20 protein-coding genes are annotated in these 20,701 nt (G+C 64.8%); 9 read left to right on the top strand and 11 right to left on the bottom strand.

The window, feature by feature from the left end; translation table 11 throughout:
* Positions 1–103: 103 nt before the first annotated feature.
* Positions 104–925, bottom strand: a complete 822-nt coding sequence (locus ACFVJ3_RS46260) for an IclR family transcriptional regulator C-terminal domain-containing protein (RefSeq protein ID WP_378458465.1) — start codon at positions 923–925, stop codon at positions 104–106.
* A gap of 398 nt (positions 926–1,323) precedes the next feature.
* Between ACFVJ3_RS46260 and ACFVJ3_RS46255 the strand changes: the two genes are divergently transcribed.
* The 8 genes from ACFVJ3_RS46255 (at position 1,324) to ACFVJ3_RS46220 (ending at position 9,745) form a co-directional block, all read left to right on the top strand.
* A complete protein-coding gene (locus ACFVJ3_RS46255; RefSeq protein WP_378458464.1) occupies positions 1,324–2,919 on the top strand; it encodes a bifunctional 3-(3-hydroxy-phenyl)propionate/3-hydroxycinnamic acid hydroxylase in 1,596 nt (531 codons plus the stop codon).
* A 3-nt stretch (positions 2,920–2,922) separates the two neighbouring features.
* Entirely contained in the window at positions 2,923–4,053 is a 1,131-nt protein-coding gene (locus ACFVJ3_RS46250; RefSeq protein WP_378458463.1) for an alpha/beta hydrolase family protein, read from the top strand.
* Positions 4,050–5,417 (top strand): amidohydrolase family protein, encoded by a 1,368-nt coding sequence (locus ACFVJ3_RS46245; protein ID WP_378458462.1) that lies wholly within the window; start codon positions 4,050–4,052, stop codon positions 5,415–5,417. The genes ACFVJ3_RS46250 and ACFVJ3_RS46245 overlap by 4 nt, the downstream gene beginning before the upstream one ends.
* A gap of 49 nt (positions 5,418–5,466) precedes the next feature.
* A complete protein-coding gene (locus ACFVJ3_RS46240; protein WP_378458461.1) occupies positions 5,467–6,669 on the top strand; it encodes a CaiB/BaiF CoA transferase family protein in 1,203 nt (400 codons plus the stop codon).
* On the top strand, positions 6,666–7,490 hold the full coding sequence (locus tag ACFVJ3_RS46235) for a citryl-CoA lyase (protein WP_378458460.1): 825 nt from the start codon (positions 6,666–6,668) through the stop codon (positions 7,488–7,490). The genes ACFVJ3_RS46240 and ACFVJ3_RS46235 overlap by 4 nt, the downstream gene beginning before the upstream one ends.
* 38 nt (positions 7,491–7,528) lie before the next feature.
* Positions 7,529–8,392: a dioxygenase gene (locus ACFVJ3_RS46230; protein ID WP_378458459.1), complete on the top strand. Its 864-nt coding sequence runs from the start codon at positions 7,529–7,531 to the stop codon at positions 8,390–8,392.
* Between the two features lie 96 nt (positions 8,393–8,488).
* A complete protein-coding gene (leuD, locus tag ACFVJ3_RS46225; RefSeq protein WP_378458458.1) occupies positions 8,489–9,124 on the top strand; it encodes a 3-isopropylmalate dehydratase small subunit in 636 nt (211 codons plus the stop codon).
* A gap of 159 nt (positions 9,125–9,283) precedes the next feature.
* A complete protein-coding gene (locus tag ACFVJ3_RS46220) occupies positions 9,284–9,745 on the top strand; it encodes a hypothetical protein (protein WP_378458457.1) in 462 nt (153 codons plus the stop codon).
* A gap of 1,939 nt (positions 9,746–11,684) precedes the next feature.
* Here ACFVJ3_RS46220 and ACFVJ3_RS46215 read toward each other — a convergent pair.
* Entirely contained in the window at positions 11,685–11,828 is a 144-nt protein-coding gene (locus ACFVJ3_RS46215) for a hypothetical protein (RefSeq protein ID WP_378458469.1), read from the bottom strand.
* Here ACFVJ3_RS46215 and ACFVJ3_RS46210 point away from each other — a divergent pair.
* A complete protein-coding gene (locus ACFVJ3_RS46210; protein ID WP_378458473.1) occupies positions 11,827–11,967 on the top strand; it encodes a hypothetical protein in 141 nt (46 codons plus the stop codon). The two genes, ACFVJ3_RS46215 and ACFVJ3_RS46210, sit on opposite strands and share 2 nt — an antisense overlap.
* 199 nt (positions 11,968–12,166) lie before the next feature.
* Here the strand turns inward: ACFVJ3_RS46210 and ACFVJ3_RS46205 are convergent, their stop codons facing one another.
* From ACFVJ3_RS46205 to ACFVJ3_RS46165, 9 genes are read right to left on the bottom strand one after another with little or no spacing between them, the layout of a single operon-like run.
* Positions 12,167–12,790 carry a hypothetical protein gene (locus ACFVJ3_RS46205; RefSeq protein WP_378458456.1) on the bottom strand — a complete coding sequence of 208 codons (624 nt, stop codon included), beginning with the start codon at positions 12,788–12,790 and terminating at the stop codon, positions 12,167–12,169.
* A complete protein-coding gene (locus ACFVJ3_RS46200) occupies positions 12,787–13,449 on the bottom strand; it encodes a hypothetical protein (RefSeq protein WP_378458455.1) in 663 nt (220 codons plus the stop codon). Before ACFVJ3_RS46200 ends, ACFVJ3_RS46205 begins: the two co-directional genes overlap by 4 nt.
* The gene (locus ACFVJ3_RS46195) at positions 13,425–14,882 is read right to left on the bottom strand and encodes an MCE family protein (RefSeq protein WP_378458454.1); all 1,458 of its coding nucleotides are present in this window, start codon (positions 14,880–14,882) and stop codon (positions 13,425–13,427) included. Before ACFVJ3_RS46195 ends, ACFVJ3_RS46200 begins: the two co-directional genes overlap by 25 nt.
* Before the next feature lies 1 nt (position 14,883).
* Positions 14,884–15,990 carry an MCE family protein gene (locus tag ACFVJ3_RS46190; RefSeq protein WP_378458453.1) on the bottom strand — a complete coding sequence of 369 codons (1,107 nt, stop codon included), beginning with the start codon at positions 15,988–15,990 and terminating at the stop codon, positions 14,884–14,886.
* Positions 15,987–17,204, bottom strand: coding sequence for an MCE family protein (locus ACFVJ3_RS46185; protein WP_378458452.1), 1,218 nt, complete (start codon positions 17,202–17,204; stop codon positions 15,987–15,989). Before ACFVJ3_RS46185 ends, ACFVJ3_RS46190 begins: the two co-directional genes overlap by 4 nt.
* Complete coding sequence (locus tag ACFVJ3_RS46180; protein ID WP_378458451.1) at positions 17,204–18,205, bottom strand: MCE family protein; 1,002 nt, start codon at positions 18,203–18,205, stop codon at positions 17,204–17,206. Before ACFVJ3_RS46180 ends, ACFVJ3_RS46185 begins: the two co-directional genes overlap by 1 nt.
* Positions 18,202–19,218, bottom strand: a complete 1,017-nt coding sequence (locus tag ACFVJ3_RS46175) for an MCE family protein (RefSeq protein WP_378458450.1) — start codon at positions 19,216–19,218, stop codon at positions 18,202–18,204. Before ACFVJ3_RS46175 ends, ACFVJ3_RS46180 begins: the two co-directional genes overlap by 4 nt.
* Positions 19,219–19,235: 17 nt before the next feature.
* Entirely contained in the window at positions 19,236–20,441 is a 1,206-nt protein-coding gene (locus ACFVJ3_RS46170) for an MCE family protein (RefSeq protein ID WP_378458449.1), read from the bottom strand.
* A gap of 3 nt (positions 20,442–20,444) precedes the next feature.
* Entirely contained in the window at positions 20,445–20,618 is a 174-nt protein-coding gene (locus tag ACFVJ3_RS46165; protein ID WP_378458468.1) for an ABC transporter permease, read from the bottom strand.
* Positions 20,619–20,701: the final 83 nt, after the last annotated feature.

The raw sequence follows: 20,701 nt of genomic DNA, 5'->3' as shown, positions 1-20,701 counted from the left end.
ACCGGGACAACGGTCACGAGCCGTATCGCTGGACGCAGTTCTGCGCGCGATCGGCTCTCGACAAACCATCTTGGTGACGGCAGTAGTGCCGCCCGCCGACGACTCAGACGATTCGTCGTTCTGAATTGCGCGGCGCGGCTTCGATGGGCCGGCTCTGCCAGGACGCCCAGTCAGTGGTGGTATCGGCGGCGGCGTCGAGGAGGAGTGGGAGGTATTTGTCGGTGAGGGTCTCGACGGATGTTTCGGCGGCGTGCACGGTGACGTTCATGGCTGCTCGTACGGTCCCGTGACCGTCGCGGACCGGCACTGCGATCGAGCGGACGCCGGGGGCGAGGTCCTGGTCGGCGAGGGCCCAGCCGCGTTCCCGGGTTTCGGCGAGCAGGTCGTCGATCTGCGCCGGCGTGTATTCGCGCGTCGATAGCCCGGAGCGGCTGGGCTCGTCGAGTACGGCGCGGGCGGATTCCGGGCTGAGCGCGGCGAGGAGGACCCTTCCCTGTGAGGTGACCAGGGCGGGGAACCGGGTGCCGATGTCGACTCGCAGGGCAATGAGTTTCGGTACGGCGACCCGGGCGACGTAGACGATGTCCGAGCCGTCGAGTTGGGCCATAGAAGACGATTCGCCGGTGTGCGAGACCAGTTCCTCGAGGTGCGGTCGGGCCATGTCCCACAGGCTCAGGGCGCCGATGTAGGCCATTCCGAGTTCGAGAACGCGCGGGGTGAGGGTGTATCCGCTGTGTCCGGAGCGCACGTAGCCGAGCTCTTCGAGGGTGAGCAGGATGCGCCGCGCGGTGGGGCGGGCGAGATCGGTTTCCTTGGCAACCTCGCTCAGGGACATCACCGGCCGGTCGGGGGCAAAGATTTTCAGCACGTGCAGGCCCCTGGCCAGGGCCTCAATGAAATCGGGACCGGTCCCTCGTTCGGCCATTGTGGCCCCCTTCGGTGTGTGTCGTTCGGTCTCCAGTATTAGCTCGAGCCGACCCCGCTCGATGGTGCCGCCTCGGCGTCTGCTCTCACAGTCGACCAACTCTATGACGCTTGACACATCGGTTCGGGCGGGGCATTCTTGAACCTACACCAACGGACCACTGTCCGCCAGACGGACGATAATCTTTTGAACAGCACGTTTGCCGTTGAGAGATCGTTCGGGTGAAGCAAAACTGAAGATGTGCAGCGCGCCGCCGCGAGCGAACCGGTGACGGTGCGGCGGGCGGAAGTCGAAGACAAACACCGGAAGCCATCGGTGTTCCTGCGCGCACTGCATGAGCACCCACAGCCCGCCTGCGGTCGGGCGGACAACGAAGAACCTCGAAAGGATCACCAGCGATGAAAACCTACGACGTCGTCGTCATCGGTTTCGGACCTGTAGGGCAGATGATGAGCACCCAGCTCGGCCAGGCCGGGCACTCGGTTGCGGCATTCGAAGCCCACGAAACCCTCTACGGGCTGTCCCGGGCCGGCCACATGGACGACGAGATCGTGCGCACGCTGCAGAAGATCGGGATCGCCGAGGAGTTCAAGTCCGACGCGGTGCCGTGGGAGATGTACGACATGCGCACGAAGGCGTTCGACGGCGACCTGCTGCTGCGCCTGGACTGGAGCACGACCGGCCCGCACGGGCACCGTGGGCACTGGATCTTCTACCAGAACTACCTCGAGCTCGCGATGAACGGCGCCGTCAGCGACACCGGCAACGTCGACGTCACCATGGCCACCAAGGCGGTGGACTTCGAGCAGGACGAGGAGGGCGTCACCGTCACCCTCGAGAGCCGCAAGACCGGCGAACGCACGCGGGTGCGCGCCAAGTACCTGGTGGCCGCGGACGGCGCGAACAGCTCCATCCGGGAAGCCCTCGGCATCAAGAGCTGGGTCGGCAACTGCGACTACGAACAGCTCGTGGTCGACTGTAAAGAGAAGCGTAAGTTGAACTTCGAGTTCGACAACGGTCAGTTCGCCGATCCGGCCCGACCGGGCTGCCTGTTCCAGCTCGGCGCCCAGCATCACCGCTGGGAATGGACCCTGCTGCCCGGTGAGAAGCCGGAAGACTTCACCGAAGAACGCGTCTGGGAGTTGCTGTCCCCGTGGGTGGGACCCGACGACGTGGAAATCCTGCGCCGCCCGGTCTACCGGTTCCGCGAGGTCGTCGCCGAGCACTGGCAGGACCGGCGGGTCTTCCTCGCGGGCGATGCCGCACATGTGCTGTGGCCGTTCGCCGGCGAAGGCATGTGCAACGGCATCCGCGACGCCTCCTCGCTGGCCTGGCGATTCGATCTGGTGCTCAAGGGGCAGGCGTCCCCGCAGATCCTCGACAGCTACACCGCCGACCGCAAACCTATCTTCGTGGCGTGGATGAACCTCTCCCGCGAGATCGGTCTGTCCTGCGTGATCACCGATCCCGCGATCGCCGAAATGCGCGATCAGGGCATGAAGGCGGCACTGGCGGATCCGTCGCTGACCCCGCCGTTCCCGCAGATCCCCGGCCCCACCTCCTTCGTCCGCCCCGACGACCCGACCGCCGGTACGGTCGGCTGCCAGGGGATGGTGCAGGTCGACGGATCGACCGGCCTGTTCGACGACCTGGTCGGCAAGGGCTGGGTGCTGCTGACCACCGACGCCGCCGCCCTGACGTCGTTGACCGACCGCCAGCGCGACTTCGTCGACCGGATCGGCATCGTCACCGCCCACATTGGCGCCCCCGGTTCCGGCGCCCCGGTGATCGACGTGGACGGCACCTACAGCACCTGGCTGACCGCACTGGGCCGTACCGCCGTTCTGGTCCGACCGGACTTCTGGCTGTTCGGCAGTGTGGCCGACCCGGCCGATGCCGGCCTGTTGCTCGACTCGCTGGCCGAGGGCTTCGCCGGCCGATTCCCCGCCCCCGCACCGGTTCCGCAGCCCGACGCCCAGCCCGCCACGGTCTAAGCGATGACGAATACCGAACACGACACCCCCGCCGCCACGGACACCGCGCCGTGGCAGGCGGAGGTCGATGCCCACAAGCGGGCCATGCCGCCCCAGCGCCTGATCGGCAACGGCATGGACTACGCCGACGTGACCGAGTTGTACGCACTCGCCGACTCCGGGGTGCCCTGGCCCGACGCCGGCGCCCGGGTCGGCGCGCGGATCGCCGCAGGCGCGGCGGACGCGGCGGCGGCCGGGCACCTGCTCACCGCCCGCGCCGACTACCTGCGCGCCAGCGCGTGCTACCGGGTCGGGCAGGTCCCGCTGCCGGACACCGATCCCCGCAAGAAACCGATGTACCACACGCTGATCGAGTACTACGGGGCCGCAGGCGCTCTCACCGACCCGCCGGTCGAGCACGTCGGAATCGCGTACCAGGACGCCGAACTGCGCGGCTGGTTGCTCCGCCCGGCCGGGGTGAGCAAACCACCGGTGGTCATCGTGATGGGTGGGTTCGACGGGTGGCGCGAGGAATACCACGTCGGGGCAACGTATCTGCTCGCCCGCGGGGTGGCGGTGCTCCTCGTCGACGGCCCCGGCCAGGGCGAAACCCGGGTGCTGCAGGGCCTGCACCTGACCCAAGGAGTGGAGAAGGCGTTCTCCGCGATGGTCGATCACCTGCAGGCCGACGAGCGGTTGTCGGACCGGGTCGGCATCTGGGGCAACAGCATGGGCGGCTTCCTCGCCGCCCTGGTCGCCGCCACCGACCCCCGAATTGCGGCGTGCACCGTCAACGGCGGCACCGTCCGGCCCGCGGAGATCCTCGACCGCTACCACCGATTCGTCACCAAGGTGCAGGCCCTCCTCGGCATCTCCGACCCGGACGAGGCCCGGTCGGTGATGGACACCTTCGTACTGGCCGAATCGGCACTGTCCTCGCTGACCTGCCCGCTGCATGTCATGCACGGCACCCCCGATCAGGTGTTCCTGATCGACAACGCCCGCGCCCTCTACGACGGTGCCGGATCGATCGACAAGACCTTCAGCGAGTTCCCGGACGGCGATCACTGCATCTACAACCACTCGCACGACAAGCACACCCGCATCGCCGACTGGTTCGCCGACCGGCTCAACGACGAAGGAGTTCCCCGATGACCAGCGCGAAGACCACCGAGGTTCCGCAGGGTCGCATCCTGATCCAGGGCGCGCACCTGCTCACCCAGGACGAGGATCTCGGCGACTTCATCGGCGACGTCCTCATCGACGACGGCAAAATTGTCGAGGTCGGCTCCTCGCTCGATGCCACCGGCGCCACCGTCCTCGACGGCACCGACCGCGCCGTGCTGCCCGGTTTCGTCGACACCCACCGGCACACCTGGCAGGGCGCGATCCGCCAGGTCGGCACCGGCTGGGACTTCCCGAAATACCGCCAGCACATCCAGGTGACCTGGGGCCCGCAGTTCGCCCCCGAGGACGTCTACATCGGCAACCTCGTCGGCGCGCTCGGCGCCCTCGACGCCGGCATCACCACCCTGCGCGACGAATCGCACATCCAGAACAGCCCCGAACACACCGACGCCGCGATCACCGCGCTGCGGGACTCCGGCATCCGCGGCGTCTTCGCCTTCGGGTGGCCGTCGATCGACTCGAACAAGTGGATGCTGCGCGGCGAGGCCACCCACCCCGAGGACATCAGGCGGGTGCGATCGGAGGTGCTGGCGGACGACGACGCCCTGGTCACCCTCCAGGCCATGCTCCGCGGCCCCGAACTGTCCACCCTCGAGGTCACCACCCAAGACCTCGCGATGGCCCGCGAACTGGGCATCCGGTCGAGCATGCACGTCGGCAACGGGCCGTGGGGGCCGCAGTTCCGCGGCATCGGGTCCCTGGGCGACGCCGGACTGCTCGGTGAGGACCTGCTGTTCATCCACTGCTGCACGAGCGATGACGAGGAACTGAAGATGCTCGCCGATTCCGGCGGCCACGCCTCGGTCTCCGCGGCGGTCGAGGCGGTCCTGCCCGGTCTCGGTGCCCCCGCCACCGGACGCCTGCTGGCCAACGGGATTCGCCCCAGCCTGAGCATCGATACCGAGGCCTCGGTCGCCGGGGACATGTTCAACGTCATGCGCGCCGCCTTGTCGGCGCAGAACGTGGGCATCAGCATCGACCCCGCCACCTACGACACCCTGCCCGCCTTCACCCCCGCCGACCTGCTGGCGATGGCCACCATCGAAGGCGCCCGCGCCTCGGGCCTGGACCACAAGACCGGCAGCATCACCGTCGGCAAGGATGCCGACCTGATCGTGCTCCGGCTCGACGACGCCAACCTGCTGCCCGCCAACGACGTTGCCGCGAGCATCGTCGGCGCCGGGCACCCCGGCAACATCGACACCGTCCTGGTGGCCGGGCAGGTCCGCAAATATCGGGGACGGCTCGTCGGCCTCGACCTCGGCGAGGTCCGCCGGCGTGCCGAGGCCTCGCGGGATCGGTTGTTCGCCTTCGACCTCGTCGAGGGCTGACCCGCTCCCACCGGACCCCGCTGGGGTCCACTCGAAAGGAAATGTTCACGTGAGCTCGCAATCCACGACCGGGCCGCGGCCGCCGCGGCCGCTCGACGGCATCGTCATCGCCGACTTCTCCCGGGTCCTGGCCGGCCCCTATGCCACCATGCTGCTCGCCGACATGGGCGCCGAGGTGATCAAGGTCGAAAGCCCCGGCGGGGACGACACCCGATCCTGGGTGCCCCCGGTCCGCCCGGACGGCGTCTCGACCTACTACGCGGCGATCAACCGGAACAAGAAGTCGATCGTCCTCGACTTCACGGACCCCGGCGACCTCGCCGTCGCCCACGCCCTTTCTGCCCGCGCCGACATCGTGGTCGAGAACTTCAAGCCCGGCGGCCTGAAGCGGTTCGACCTCGACTATGAGTCGGTCAAGGAACGCAACGAGACGGTGATCTACTGCTCGATCAGCGGATTCGGCTCCGCCGAGGGCGCGTCCCTGCCCGGGTACGACCTGATCGTTCAGGCGATGTCGGGGTTGATGAGCCTGACCGGCGACCCGGACGGGCCCGCCTACCGTGCCGGGATCAGCGTCTTCGACGTGATGGCCGGTCTGCATTCGACGATCGGAATCCTTGCCGCCCTGCGGCACCGGTCGATGACCGGCAAGGGCCAGAACATCGAGACGAGCCTGCTGGCGTCGGCGATGAGCGGGCTGGTCAACCAGACCTCCGCCTACGTCGCCGGTGGGGTCACCCCGAACCGGATGGGCAACGCCCACCCCAGCCTGTTCCCCTACGAGCCGCTGCCGACCGCGGACAACGATCTGATCGTCACCGCCGGCAACGACGGCCAGTTCCGCAAGCTCGTCGAGGTCCTCGGCGTTCCCGAACTGGCCGACGACGAACGCTTCGCCCGCAACGCCGACCGCACCGAGCACCGGGAGGAACTGCGCCCGTTGCTCGTCGAACGGCTGCAGACCCAATCGGCGGAACACTGGTTCGCCAAACTCAACGAGGTCGGTGTCCCGAACGGGCCGATCAACACCATCGCCCAGGGCGTGCAGTACGCCGAGAAGCTCGGCCTGGCACCGATCGTGCAGGTCGGGCCGACCGGGCAGACCGTGCCCGGGGTGCGCAACCCGATCTCGTTCTCGGGCATCGAACCCCGCTACGACCTGGCCCCGCCCACCCTCGGCCAAGACACCGACGAGATCCGCTCCTGGCTGGCCGCCACGACAGCCACAGCCGCAGCGTACGGAGAGAAATGACCACCACCGACCCCACCACACCCCGGTACCCCACCTCCCTGGGAACCTCCACCGCCACCGAGATCAACCTCCTCGGCCACGACCTGGCCGGCGATCTCATGGGCAAGGTCGGCTTCGGAGAGCTCGCCTTCTGGCTGGTCGCGATGCGCCGACCCAGCCCCGGGGAACTGCGGGTCTTCGAATCCGTCCTCGTCGCCCTCGCCGACCACGGCTTCACCCCCACCGCCATCGCCGCCCGGGTGACGTACCTCAGCGCCCCCGATTCCCTGCAGGGGGCGATCGCCGCCGGTCTGCTCGGCGGCGGCTCCCGCTTCCTCGGCGTCACCGAGGACTGCGGACAGTTCCTGCACGCCGCCCTGAACGCGCACGAAGGCCCGCTGCCGGCAACCGAGGACGAGTGGGACCAGATGGCGCTCGATGCCATCGCCCGCCAGAAGAAGCTCGGCAAACACGTTCCCGGCCTGGGCCATCCCAATCACAAGGACGGCGACCCCCGCACCCCGGTGCTGATCGGCATCGCCACCGAGGAAGGGCTGCGCGGCCCGCACCTGCAACTGTTCGAGGCGATCGGCCGGATGAGTGAACGCGGCGTCGGACGCGCTCTGCCGCTCAACGGCGCCGGGGTGTGCGGGGCGGCCCTGGCCGATCTCGGCCTGCCGGTCGAACTGCTCCGCGGCTTCGCCCTGCTCGCCCGGTGCGCCGGGTTGCTCGGTCAGATCGCCGAAGAACGCCGCAACCCGATCGCCCACGACATCTACATGAGCGTCGACCGCAACGCGGTCTACGTCGACCCCGATACCGCCGCCGATTCGGCCCACTGACCACCCCTATTCACGAACTGAGATTCAAGGAGACGACGATGGCCTTCGTCAACGAGGACAACATCACCGACCTCGCCATCAAACGGTGGTCCACCGCCCGGTCCCCGCGGGTCGCCGAGCTGATGACGGCGCTGGTGCGTCACATCCACGACTACGCCCGCGAAGTGGAGCTGACCTCCGACGAGTGGATGGCGGCCATCGAATGGCTCACCGCCACTGGGCAGATCAGCGACGACAAGCGGCAGGAGTTCATCCTGGCCTCGGACGTGGTCGGGCTGAGCATGCTGGTGGTGCAGATGAACAACCGCTTCGCCGAACAGGCCACCCCGGCCACCGTCCTCGGCCCGTTCCACATCGACGGATCCCCGCCGGCCCCGTTCGGCTTCGACATGTCCGAGGGCATCGCGGGCATCCCGCTGTTCATCACCGGGAAGGTCACCGACACCTCCGGCGCACCGATCCCCGGCGCCGTCCTCGATGTCTGGCAGGCCGACGCCTCGGGCACCTACGAAGCGCAGATGCCCGAGATCGACGAGGCCCGATTGCGAGCGAAGTACCAGGCCCGTGAGGACGGCACCTACTGCGTGCGCACCATCGCCCCGCTCGGCTACACCATCCCGATGGACGGCCCGGTCGGCAAACTCATCGAGCGGACCGAGATCAGCGAGTACCGGCCCGCGCACGTGCACTTCATGTTCGAGCAGCCCGGATACAAGAAACTGATCACCCACCTGTTCCAGAAGGACACCGACTACCTCGACACCGATGTCGTCTTCGGCGTCAAGGACGCGCTGATCGTGCCGTTCGTCGAGCACGCCCCCGGCCCGGCCCCGGACGGGCGGGTCGTGGAGGAGCCGTTCCTTGTCGCCCACTTCGACTTCGTCCTCCAACCCGCCAGCTAGCGGCGTCCCCCGCACTTGCCGGCCGGGCCCCTCCCCGCGGAGCGCCTGGGCCCGGCCGGCAACCCCCTGTCCCGTCACCCCTGGAAAGGCCCCTCCATGGAGCCGTTTCACACCTGCACCGCGATCGCGGTGCCCCTGCGGCGCAGCAACGTCGACACCGACCAGATCATCCCGTCGAAGTTCATGAAACGCATCACCCGTACCGGCTACGACGACGGACTGTTCGCCCAGTGGCGCACCATGCCCGACTTCGTCCTCAACACCGCCCCGTTCGACCGGGGCCGCATCCTGATCGCCGGACCCGACTTCGGCACCGGATCCTCCCGCGAACATGCAGTCTGGGCACTGTCGGACTATGGTTTCCGGGCGGTGCTCTCCGCGCGGTTCGCCGACATCTTCCGCAGCAACGCCGGCAAAGCCGGTCTGCTCTGCGCCGAAGTCCCGCAACCCGACATCGAACGGTTGTGGAAGAGCGTCGAGGCCGAACCGGCCAGACCCGTCACCGTCGACCTGCGAACATGCACCGTCACCACCGGAGTCCACGCGATTGCGTTCGATATCGATGACTACACCCGCTGGCGACTACTCGAAGGCCTCGGCGACATCGACCTCACCCTCCGCCACGCGGACGCAATCGACGCCTACGAGCGTTCCCGGCCCCGATGGAAACCCACGACGTCCGGTGGCCACCAGGTCACCGACCTGCCTCGTACACCTCGCCCCGAAGCCTGACTGCCGACCTCGCGGAATCCCTGAGAGCCCCGCCCTCATCACGCACCGAGCCGTCGGCACGGATAGACGTTGACGCCCCACCACGAGCACACCGCGAGCGGACACCGCCATGCCTGATGCGACGAGGCACCGCTGGAGTGGGCGACGCCCCTCGGCGCGGTGATCGCTCTGGCCGCCACCTCCGCCCCCGGCACGGTGGCCACTGCGTGGCTGCGGAACCTACGTCCGGCCGCGGCCGCTCCCGAATCCGCCAGCACCGCTGCCACCGTCGCCGACGCGGTCGATCGGATCGGTCCCGGCCCGGTGGAATGGGCCTGCGAAGTCGGCGGGTCCATGGCCACCCGCATCATCGGGGAGATCCCCGAACTCGGCGGTGGCACCGAACAATTCGACACCCTGCGGATGGGCACCGAATCTTCGGCCATCCGTTCCCTGCTGTGGATCAGCGAACTCGCCGACTCCCTCTCGACGGTCTCGCGAATCCGCCCCCACCATCCTCCTCGACGACACCCGACCCGCCCAGCACGACTTCCGCATCGCAACCGGCACCGCCAGCACCAAGGCGGTCGACGGGGAGGATTCCGACAAGTTCGTGAGAATCACGCTCTGACGTGGCGTTGAGAACCTGCAGGTCGGAAACGCCGAGAAGTGACAACAATGCGCGGAACCTACACGACAACTCGGTGAATCTGGCGAGTGTGGACGGCTATCTGGCGGACGGCTCAGCGAACCTGGCGAATCTGACATGATCACCCGCGATCGGCAATGAATCGAGGCACCCCGAGTTCCATGCTCGCCAGATTCTCCGAGCCAAAGGTGATCGCGGCGACTCAATAGACCTGGCGAACAGCAGGTGAGGCGTCTGTGATCTCGGGACAGGTAGGGTCCTGACGCGGTGCATCTGACGTCGACTCAGTGGATCTGATGCCAGCGGCGGTCAAACTGATGCCCGGCGCAGTGAATCTGATGCGGAGTTCCCTGACCAGCGCTCCGATGGCGTGCTGCGTTACCAGGAAAATCGCGGCAACAGGCCGCCCGTTCCGTGTGCATCAGATTGGTTGAGCCACGCGCGACGAGGTCGACGCCGCCTATCTGATGCATAGCTGGTCAGAGCGTCGTTGCGACATCAGTTTCGTTGAGTCGGGACAGGTAGTAGCGGTGTGCACGCCAGCGTGGGGGTGGGTTGGGTTGTGGGTTCTCGTTGGAAAGTTCGGATTCTCACGGGTCGTTCGGACCTCGTTCGGATCCGAACGATTGCCGAGAAGCCGCAGCGGCCCCGAACTCGGCGTCGCCTACTACCAGCTCACATCCGACAGATGGTGGACAGCGCGCAGCACGCCACGGTCTCAACCGGCCAAGGAATCGAACGGCCAATGCGAAAGAACGTCCGAACAAAGGGCGAGAAGGCTTTCGAATGCCCAGGACAAAGCCGACCAGAACGAACGAACCAACGACAACCTACATGGGTGGTGTCCTGTGACAGTTGATCTTTCGTTTTGTCACTGAATTTTGCTCGTGCTGCTCGCCTGCCACTACGGTTTGCTCGTATTCTGACCGTTCGGGCTGGATGGGAGCATGTGATCGAAGCTGCTGCCGAGTGCGCGGAGGGCCCTGTCTGGCTGGTTGAGCTGGGCGTTGTCGATGCGGATGCAGCGATCTACCTCGACGCCGTCATCCGCGCTGCGCAGATCCTCCACCGCGGCCACTCACGTGAATCAAGCAAGATCTAATGGCGAAATTCTCCGGATCCCCGGGCTACCAGCAGCCTTGACCAAGACCAGTTCGCCACTCGAGATTCCTCACCCCAGGTCCAGGCGTCCGCCTCGAGGACGATTCGCTGGCACAGGACAGGTGGTGTGGGCTGTCCTCTGTCGGTTGTCCAAATTGCCGGGAAGCTTGTTCGAAAGATTGTCTGGAAGGCCGGATTGCCACATGGACCGCCTTACATCGACGCCGGAACCTGGAAGTCGATCAGCGGGCCATCGACAGATAACGGATCAGGAGGGGGAAGCACAGCTGATAGTGCAGGTCCCGCGGATTCGTGTCACATGGAGGCAACCGGATTCGCCCCCCCACTCGGCGACCCCGCCGGTTCTTCTGGTGGACTTCGTTACCAGCCCGAAGGCGTGGTCGGGATCACCAGCGACATCGCGAACCCGACATGGATGGCGGTGCTCTGCGGTCCCGTAGGGGGTGTTCACCCATTGCGAGCATGATGCGGCGCTTGGTAGCTCCACGAACTGACGGTCCGGTAATCACGCGCAAGAACGGCTTCCAATCACACCTGATTCCGCTTGCTGCGGGCACGTTCGCGCGTCACCGGTGAACTGCGATGATTGCTGCACAGTTACGAGTCGCGCTTTCGCGCGTGATTCTCAATCCGACGGGCAGTGCCCCGGATGCGACAACGCTCCCAGCGCTGTGGAGCGCGTTACCAAGTCCGGCTGCCGGGCTGTGCGCGTAGTCCGGCGGTGTGGCTGTTCGAGCGACCTTCTCGAGGGGGCCGTTGAAGTGCTGACCTACCTCCAGGCGAGGGAGCAGTCCGACCTCCGCATCGCTGTCACGGCTGCCCAACCGGCGCCTCATCCGCATAGTTCCCGTGCCAACGGGTCAGTGCGATACTCACACCCTGTAGCGCTCGCCCTATAACCAGAACGGGGAAGTTGGGGGCTACCGCCGAAAGCACCGTCCCGATAGACACCATGACGAGACCGGCGAGGATCGTCGGCCGACGCAGCGCCCACTCCGAGTCTGCCGATATCGGGGTGGTGGCGGCCGCGAAGGGCAACGTCGATGTCAGTGCCCACTGCGTCATCGGTCAATTCGACTTCGTATCGGGGTGATGGCAGGAATCAGTGGCGCACCGACACTGCTCACGATGGCGGTGATGGTGGTGAGCATCGCCAGCGTGAGCATCAACTAGTGGTGTCTCTCCGGGCGGTGGTCAAGTCTCAGCGAGCCACGCGTCGAATCGAGTTCATCGACTTCTTCTTGCTGCTCAGGTGCGCTGTGTACATGTCTGGACTTGGCGTGGCAGGTCATTCACACGGGGTCGATCGAGGAGATGAGCCACCGACCGTCGACCTTTTCGAGGCCGATACGAAGGCGAGCACCGTCAATCTTCGGCGTTTGCTGGTCGGCGGCGGTTGTCGACTGGTTGATGAAGGCGAGCACCGTTGCATGCGCCTGATCGGCGTCGACTACCGAGGCGTCCTGGACAGCCGTGGTCGTGACGATCTTCCGATCGGCGGCCGACGGCCGGACGGCGGAGTCGACCAGTTGCTGGAAGTCTGACTTGAATTCTCCGGTCAGGGCGTCGGTCGCGCCGGTGAGCGACGCGTCGAGGGTGTCGTAGCTGTAGGACAGAACCTTTGGCAGGAGGTCGCGGGCGGCTGCCACGGCCTCCGCGCGGGACGTGTCGGTGGTCTCCATGGCGCGCACCTTCCCGAAGAGCACGGCGCCGATTGCGAGGAGCACGCAGAGGATGAACGCCGAGCACCCGAGGGCAAGAACTCGCCGGTGGCTCCTTCTTGTGACCGGGTGGCCCGGTTCGATCGAGACCTCCGTGGTGGTCACTGTCGGCTCACCGGACGACGTCGAATCGGCAGAAAACTCGTCCTGACGTGTGGCGGATGATTTCATGGTTGTGCTTTCGGTGGCGGTCATGCGACGAACTCCAGATTCGAGATCATCCAGCGGTCGTTCTCTTGGGTGAGGCTTATTCTCATGCGGAAATGCCGTTGCTCGCCGTCCGGGGCTTGGGCGTTCTTGACCGTCGCGGTCACTGCCGTCAGGGCCTGTGCACTTGTCGGGTCCTCGTGGACGACACCGGCCTCGATGACGTTCCCTACCGAATCGACCTTGCTGTCACTGACCATCTGGGTGACGGTGGCTGCTTGCTGGGCGAATTGGTCCCTGAAGGCACCTGTGGCCATGCTCAGGACGTGGTCGATATCGGCCTGCGCAGTGTCTGCTTTGATACTTGTGAGGCCGATCGAGGCGTCACGAGCAACGTCGAGGACGGCCGCGCGCTGCGCGTCGGCTCGGTTCGCGTCCTGCAGCCTGCCCCACAAGGTGGCCGTTACGACCGAGACAACGACGATGGCCGCGACGAGAACGAACATTGTGGCACTGAAGGCCTTGTGGTGGGCCAGGTACTTCCGTCGGTGCGTGAGCGCGGTCCATGCCGCCCCCGTCTGCGGCCCGGCTCGTGTCGCTATCGACTGCGCGCTTTCGTCCGCCTTGCGAGGAGTTGGAGGGGCCGCGTGATCGACGAGTCCCACTGCAGTGTCCGAACCGTCTACTTCAGAATCAGATTTTTCCATGTTTCCTTCTCCATACCTTGCTCCTTTGCGAACACGGTGCCCAGCAGATACAGTCGCCCGTCCGGACCTGACAACAGCCCAGTTCGCGGGTCGTACGTCGTTCTCCAATCACTTGTCTGTGCCGGAAGTCCCGAGCTGGCAGGAGTGCCGTCTGGCACCGGTGCCGGCGCAGCCGCCGGTGCGGGCGATGACGGCGGGAGCGCGGGGAAGCCGGGCGATGACAGCGTGACGGGGGGAACCGAGCCTACGGGTACGGGCTGGCTGCCTCGAGGCCTGCCGAGGCACTCCTCGAAGTAGGGGGTCCGAAGCTCTTGGTCGTTCGCACACGGGGTGTTGCGGGCTCCACGCACGTCCCGCGGATCGTCCTGGGCAACCTTGCAGTACATGTCCGCTGGTTGCGGCGCCGGGCTGACGTCCTCCCACGCTCGTTGCTCGGACATAGGATCGAATCCCTCGTAGCACGGGGGCGGGTCGTTCGCCGTGGTGCGCACCCGAAGACGGATCGACGTTCCCTCGTCGGTGTGGATGAAGGCCGTCTGCAACGCGGCGACTACAGCGGGATACAACACCAGGGACTGCGTGAGTCCCGGAATCTGGAGTCGCAGTACTTCTCCGGTGGACGTGAGGTTGTCGAGCAGCACCGGCAACGACTGGGATATCCCCGCTTCCAGGTCGGTGATTCCTGTTGCCGTCGTGGGAGCGTCGTCGACGACAGCTCGCAGATCGTGGTCGCTCTGCGCTACTTGCGCGGTGAACGACGCCATATCCCGGGTCAGTGATTGAACGTCGGCGTTGATAGAACTCTGGGTCTGTAGGAAGGGAGGAAGCTCGCGGAACACTTCGCCGGATGAGTCGGCGTGGTCGACTGCCTCGGTGACAATGGTGTCTCCGTGCGAGATGAGTTCCCGTATGTCCTGTTCGGCACCTTGAAAAGCGGTGGACATCTCATCGAGAAGCACAGCGGAACTGTCGGCCGGGATCGCTCGTGCAAGCTCGGTCACGCTCGTCAGCATGTTCGTGATGGGCTCTTGCGGGGTCGTGCGGTCGGCGGGGATGATCGTACCGGCTTGCAGGAAGGGCGGTTGGTCTGTTCCGGAGTTGAGCTCGACATACTGTTCGCCGACGGCGGTCGAACTGCGAATCGTGGCGTGCACGTCGGCCGGAATCGACGTGGCGTCGTCGAGGGAGAGGTCGAGTCGAGCGCCGGTTCCGTGCAGTGCGAGACCGGCGACCTTGCCGACCTCGACGCCACGCAGGGTGACCAGGGCGCCGACGTAGATTCCGGTCGCGTCTGTGATCTCCGCGGAGACGTGGTACTGCTGAAAGCCCATCAGACGTGGAAGCTTCAGGTACTGAACTAGGACGACAGCTGTGGCCACGACCGCGATGATGGCGAAGGCGGTGAGCTGCATTTTGATCAACCGTGTGAACATGTCAGTTACCCTGCCCGGGGTGTGGAAGAGCGGGAATCAGCAACGATTGCAACGGATCAGGTGTCCGTCCCGCATCGGTTGGTGGCGCGGTCACGATCGGAGCCGTGGCAAACGCCCCACCCAGGTCCTTGGTGGTGAGATTGAAAGTACCAGCAGCGCTGAGGTAGTCGCCCTTGAGGACGTTGTCGTGAGTGCTGACCGGAAACAGCAGGGTGAGGAGGATGTCGGCGGCGTTCGGTAGGTCCGGAGCAGCGGTCACCAGGCTGTCAAGGATCGGTTGAAGATCCGACATGATCGATAATAGCGACTCGCGTGATCCCTCGACGGCCTGGGTGCCGAGGTCTCCGAAGGTCGCCATCGCGCCGGCGGCGTTGACGATGTCGTTCGACTGTCTGTTCAGTACGGTCAACCCAGGTTCGAGTCGTTCTATCGCACTGCCGAGTTCGACCTTTTGATCTGTGAGGCTCTTACCGAAGTTGTCCATCTGGTCAATCAGGCTGGTGATCTCGTAGCGCTGGCTGTCGAGAGTTCCGACCAGCGCGTTGAGTTGATCGATGAGGTTCCGCACGGTTCGATCGTTCCCGCCGAAGGACTTGTTCATCTCGACGGTGATGGTTCGCAGGTGGTCGACGGCGCCGCCGTTGAGCCACAGTGACAACGAACCGAGTAATTCCTCGGTCTCCGGGAACTTGGAGGTGCGATCGAGTGGTATCACGGCACCGTCGTCGAGGTGGCCGGTGTTCTGTCCATCCGGTGGGACAGCGAGCTCGACGATTTGGGCGCCGAGGAGACTCTTCTGGCTTACCGCCGCGGTGGTGTCGGCCGGCAGAACGACGTCACCGCGTATCCCGACCTCGACAATCGGTTGCCAGCCGTCCAGGCGGATCGATTTCACTGTTCCGACTGTGACGTCGTTCAATTTGACTTCGGAATTTGGAACGAGGTTGGCGACGCTGTCGAACTGGAGTGAGACGGTGTAGCTGTCGTCGCCCGTTCCTTCACCAGGCAGGACGATCGAGTTGACACCCTTGAACCCGCACCCGGTGAGGGTGGCGGCGGTGAGGGTGAGGGCGGTGCACGCGCTGATGCGGCGGAGTGTGTGGCTCATTTCTGTCCTCCCGGAATTCCGAAGAGGGATCCCAGTGCGCCGGTATTGATCGGTGGTGTTCCGGGGACAGGCGCTGCCCCTGGCGGTGTTTGGTTGGTGGTGCCGGGGCGGTTCAAGATGTTGAAGCCCAGCGGTAGATTCGGGTTGTTGAACTGCTCGAGATACGGGTCGAGAGATGCGCGGCAGTCGTCGAGGGTGCCCCCGAGGGAGAAGACGGTCTGGCACACGAAGGTCGGTATGTCGCCGAAGTGTGGCAGCGCGATTCTGCCGGTGAAGGAATGCGAATTCGGGTCGTAGATGTTGTAGAAGTTGGCCAAGGTGATCGGGAGCGAGTGCAGCACGTTGGCTAGTGCTGTCTGGTTTTCTTGGACCATGGTGGCGACGTCGCTGAGTTGGCCGACGCTCGACTGAATTCGGTCCTTGTTTTGCAGGACGAAATCGGACACCGCGCGCAGGGCCTCATCCAGCTGTGTGAGCGCTTCTGCCATTCGAGCCCGGTTGTCGTTCAGTAACGCGGCAATCGAGGCTAACTGCGATGTGAGAGTTTGTATCTGCGCGTCGCTTTGGTTCATCGCACGAATGAACTTGTTGAGGTTGTCGACCGTCGCGAACAGGTTCGTGCTGCTCCGTCCAATGGTTGTCGCGGCATCGTGTAGCGCGGATATGGTCTCGTGAAGTGATTGGCCATTGCCTTCGAATCCAGCGGCGGCACTGTCGACGAACCGCGCCAGGGAGCCGGTTCGGTCACTGTCCTGGGGCCCGAGCGCGTCTGTGAGGGTTGTCAGTTCATCTTTGATCTGGTCCCATTCCACCGGCACCGCCGTGCGTTCGATCGGTATGTCGGCGCCGTCGGTGAGCTGGGGTCCGCCCGTGTACGTAGGGGCGAGTTGAACGTATCGTCCGCTGACGAGGGCAGGGGCGACGATGGCGGCCATCGCGTCGGCCGGCACTTTGCGGTTGCCGTCGAACTCGAAGGTCACGACGACTTCGTCACCGTGTGGTTCGACCGCCGTGACCTTTCCAACCTTGACGCCGAGGATGCGTACCTCGTCATCGGTGTAGAGTCCGCTGACTCGCTCGAAGTGCGCGGTGACCCGTGTTGTCGGTGCGACGTGGTTCCACACGGTGATCGTGCCGAATACTATGGTGATGACGGCGACGATGCCGGTCGCAAGGTATGCCCACCGCCTTGTGCGGCTGGTCGTGGGGGACATCATTTGCCTCCCGTCATCAGTTCCGGCAGGCCGGGAATCAGGTTGGTCGGAGCGAGGTTCGGGATGTACAGGTTGAATCCGGGGAAGGCGGACAGGACTTCTCCCAGGGCGCGGAGAACTCCGGCACCACCGGTCAGGGTCCCCGCGACTGACTCGCGGTTGCGTTGGAGGAGCGCGAGCGCGCCGTCCAGTTGATCCAGCGCAGGACGGAGTTGTTCCTGATTGTCGGTCACGGTCCCCTTCAACTGCACCGACAGGGCCGAGGTGTTGTTGAACAGTTGGTCGAGTGCCTGGCGTTGTTCGTTCAGTGTCGATATCAACGTCGAGCCGTCTCCGATGAGTTGCTGGATTTGGGTATCTCGGCTCGCGAGGATTCCGGACACGCTGGCGGTACTCGCCAAGAGATCCTCAACCGCCTGGTCGCGGCTTCCGACGGTCGCCGAAATACGTTTCATTCCGTCGAGAAAGGGCCGCATCTCGTCGGTGGTGTCGTCGAAGGTCTGGGAAAGGACATCCAGGTACTCCGCTACGCGAGGAGTATCGATGTCGCTCACGTTCTTCGTCAGATCCTCCAGCGCGGCCGCGACGTCGTAGGGTGGCGTCGTGCGGTCGAGCGGGATCAGTTCGTTGGCACCGAGCTGTTCGTCGCCGTCCGGCACCACCTGCAAGGCTTTGCGGCCGAGCGGGTTTTGTGCCTTGATCTGGGCAGAGGTGAGATCACCAAGTTCCACCGAGTCGTTGTCGATGGTGAAGGTGACCTGTACCCAGGTGTCCATCAGCTCGACCTCGTCTACCTTGCCGGCGTGGACCCCCGAGACGATGACGCTGTCGCCGGATGCGATGCCTCCAGCCTCGGTGAACGCCGCACGATAAGTTCTGCCACCGAACGAGCCCATGCCTCCGTTGATCGCGAGGACGGCGACGAGGCTTACCAAGATTACTGCGGTGCCGACGAAACCGAGACCGGCTGCGCTCCAGCGGGGGAGTCGTAGTTGTTTCATTTCACCGGCTCTCCGTTGCAGCGGGCAATGTCACTGTTGATCCACGGAGTCTTGACATCCTGACCTAACGGGTCGAATTGGAATCGCAGGTTGCAGAGGAAGAAGTTGAAGAAGTCGCCGCTGACCCCGATCCGGCTGACTGCTCGGTAGGTCTCCGGTAGCTCTTGCAGCGTGCCTTCCAGCGAAGCGGTGTTGTCGTTGATCGTGGTGGAGGCTTGCTGGAGTTTCGGCAGAGAATCCTTCAGATCAGGACGGACCTGCGACAGCAGATCCGCCGCCGATGACGTCAGACCGTTGATCTGCACCACTGCCTGCGATACCGGGTCGCGGCCCTCGGACAGGGCAGAAACCAAGCCCTGCAACTGGTCGATCAGGTCGGTCACTGTGCGGTCCCGGCTACTGATGACGCCGAAGCCGTCGCGGAGGTTGGTGATGACCTGACCGATGACCTGGTCGCGATCCGCCAGCGTCGACGTGAGCGAGGCTGTCGAGGCCATCAATTTGGCGATCGAACCAGATTCACCCTGGAATGCGGCGATGAGCGATCCGGTCAGGGAATTGACCTGCTCGGGATCGAGGGTACGAAACAGTGGCTTGAAGCCACCGACAAGTACGTCGAGATCGACGGCCGGGCGTGTGCGCTCGACCGGGATCGTCCCACCTTCGGGAAAGGGGCCTGCACCATGATCACCGTCGCCCGGTAGGAGTTCGAGATAGCGATCGCCCACCAGATTCTTGTACCGAATCGCGGCCTCGACGCTCTCGGGCAGCTCAGGTGCATCGGACACATCGAAGGTGACTCGCACTTCGTTCCCATCGGTTAGCTCGAGATCGCCCACGGTTCCGATCCGGACCCCGCCGATACGGACCTCCTGGTTCGGCTTCAGGAAGGACGCATCGGTGAATATGGCGTGATACGTCGCTTTCGGACCGCCTGTCTGGGTTTCGTTCAACGCGAGCCCGAGAACGGCTGCGGCGATGGCCGCGACCAGAAAGAAGATCGACAGTTTCACCGTCGTCGCAACGTTTTTCATGGGTTGCCTGCCCCCTTGGTTCCGAGATCTCCGAACAGGAACTGCCCGAGCTGAACCCACCCGATTTGAATGTTGTTGTTCTTGGCCGGGTATGGGTTGGCGCCGGTGTCGTAGGCGACGTAGGGGACGGAATCCGGATTTGCGTGCGGCAGGCCGTGGCAGTCCGGGCCGGTGTCGACACCCGTCTTCGGCAAGTCACGCGGGTATTCATAGGCGGGAAGCCCGGGAACGAAGCCCAGTTCCGCGCTCATATTCTTCTGGACACCCCCGTATCCAGGCCCACCCATTACCGCGCGCCACTGGTCGGCGTTGTAGGACGAGCCCGCGACCAGGCACGGCACCACCGGCGAATAGCGCTCCAAGACACCAACCGTGGGCTCGAGGACGTCCAGAGTGGTGATGAGCCGACCGCCGTTGTTGCGCAGGAAATCGGAGTTGTCGTTGCCGAACTTCGTCATGGACAGCCAGAAGGCGCCGAACTGCGCTTGCCGTTCTGTGACAGTCTCACTTGTGATCCCGACGTTCGACATGGTTTCGATGAGGGGAGGGAAGGACTGTGAATAGTCGTGAACCACTTCGGTTGCGGCAGGCAGCGTATCGACCACGGCAGGGAGATTGGGATTGAACTTGTTGAGGTACTCGTCGAGTTTACGCATGATATTCGAAATTTGATCGCCCTTACCGTCGACGGACCTGGCAACGGACCCGAGCGCAGTGTTCAGTTTCTGTGGATCGAGGGCTGCGAGTGCCTTCATCACCGAGTCGAAGGTCGAATTCAGCTCGACGGTGACGTCATCGGTGGAGAGAACGGTATTCGGTCGGAGGTGGTTCGCGGGGGTGGCTTCCGTATCGGAGATCAGATCGACGAACTTGACCCCGAAAACTGTCGGCGGAACGATTCGGGCCTGGATATCGCCGGGAATCTCGGAGATGCGGTCGGGATCGATGTTCAGGTGCAGCCGCGCACCGTCGGCGTCCACATCGATATCGCCAACGGTGCCGACGGGCACGCCACGGAGCTTTACCGCTGCGCCCGGTTCCATGAGAAGGCCAGCGCGCGGCGACATGAGGGTCACGATCTCCGATCGAGTGAAGGCTTGGTTGAATTGGGCGATCGCCGCCGCAACCAACGCGCCGACAGCGATGACCGCGGCGAAACCGAGAAGGGGCAGCCGCTGGGAGTGTCGAGTTCGAGTAGTCACTGTCTACCCCGTGATGTGCACAGTCGAGGCACCACCGTAGATGGCGAGATCCAATACGAGATCGATCATCATCACCGATATCAGCGAGGACCGGACGGCGCGACCGACGGCTTCACCAACTCCGGCGGGCCCCCCGGAGGCGTGATACCCGTGGTAGCAGTGATTAGGGCTTGTGATGAATTAATCTAGCTCGGTTCGGGCGTGTCGTCGGGTGCGGGGTGGAGTGTGTAGTTCCACTCGCCGTGGAACTCGTGGCGCGT

Source organism: Rhodococcus sp. NPDC127593 (assembly GCF_042671975.1).
GTDB lineage: Bacteria > Actinomycetota > Actinomycetes > Mycobacteriales > Mycobacteriaceae > Rhodococcus_F.
The sequence above is the reverse complement of the archived record's forward strand: the minus strand, read 5'-3'. Positions and strand labels throughout refer to the sequence as shown.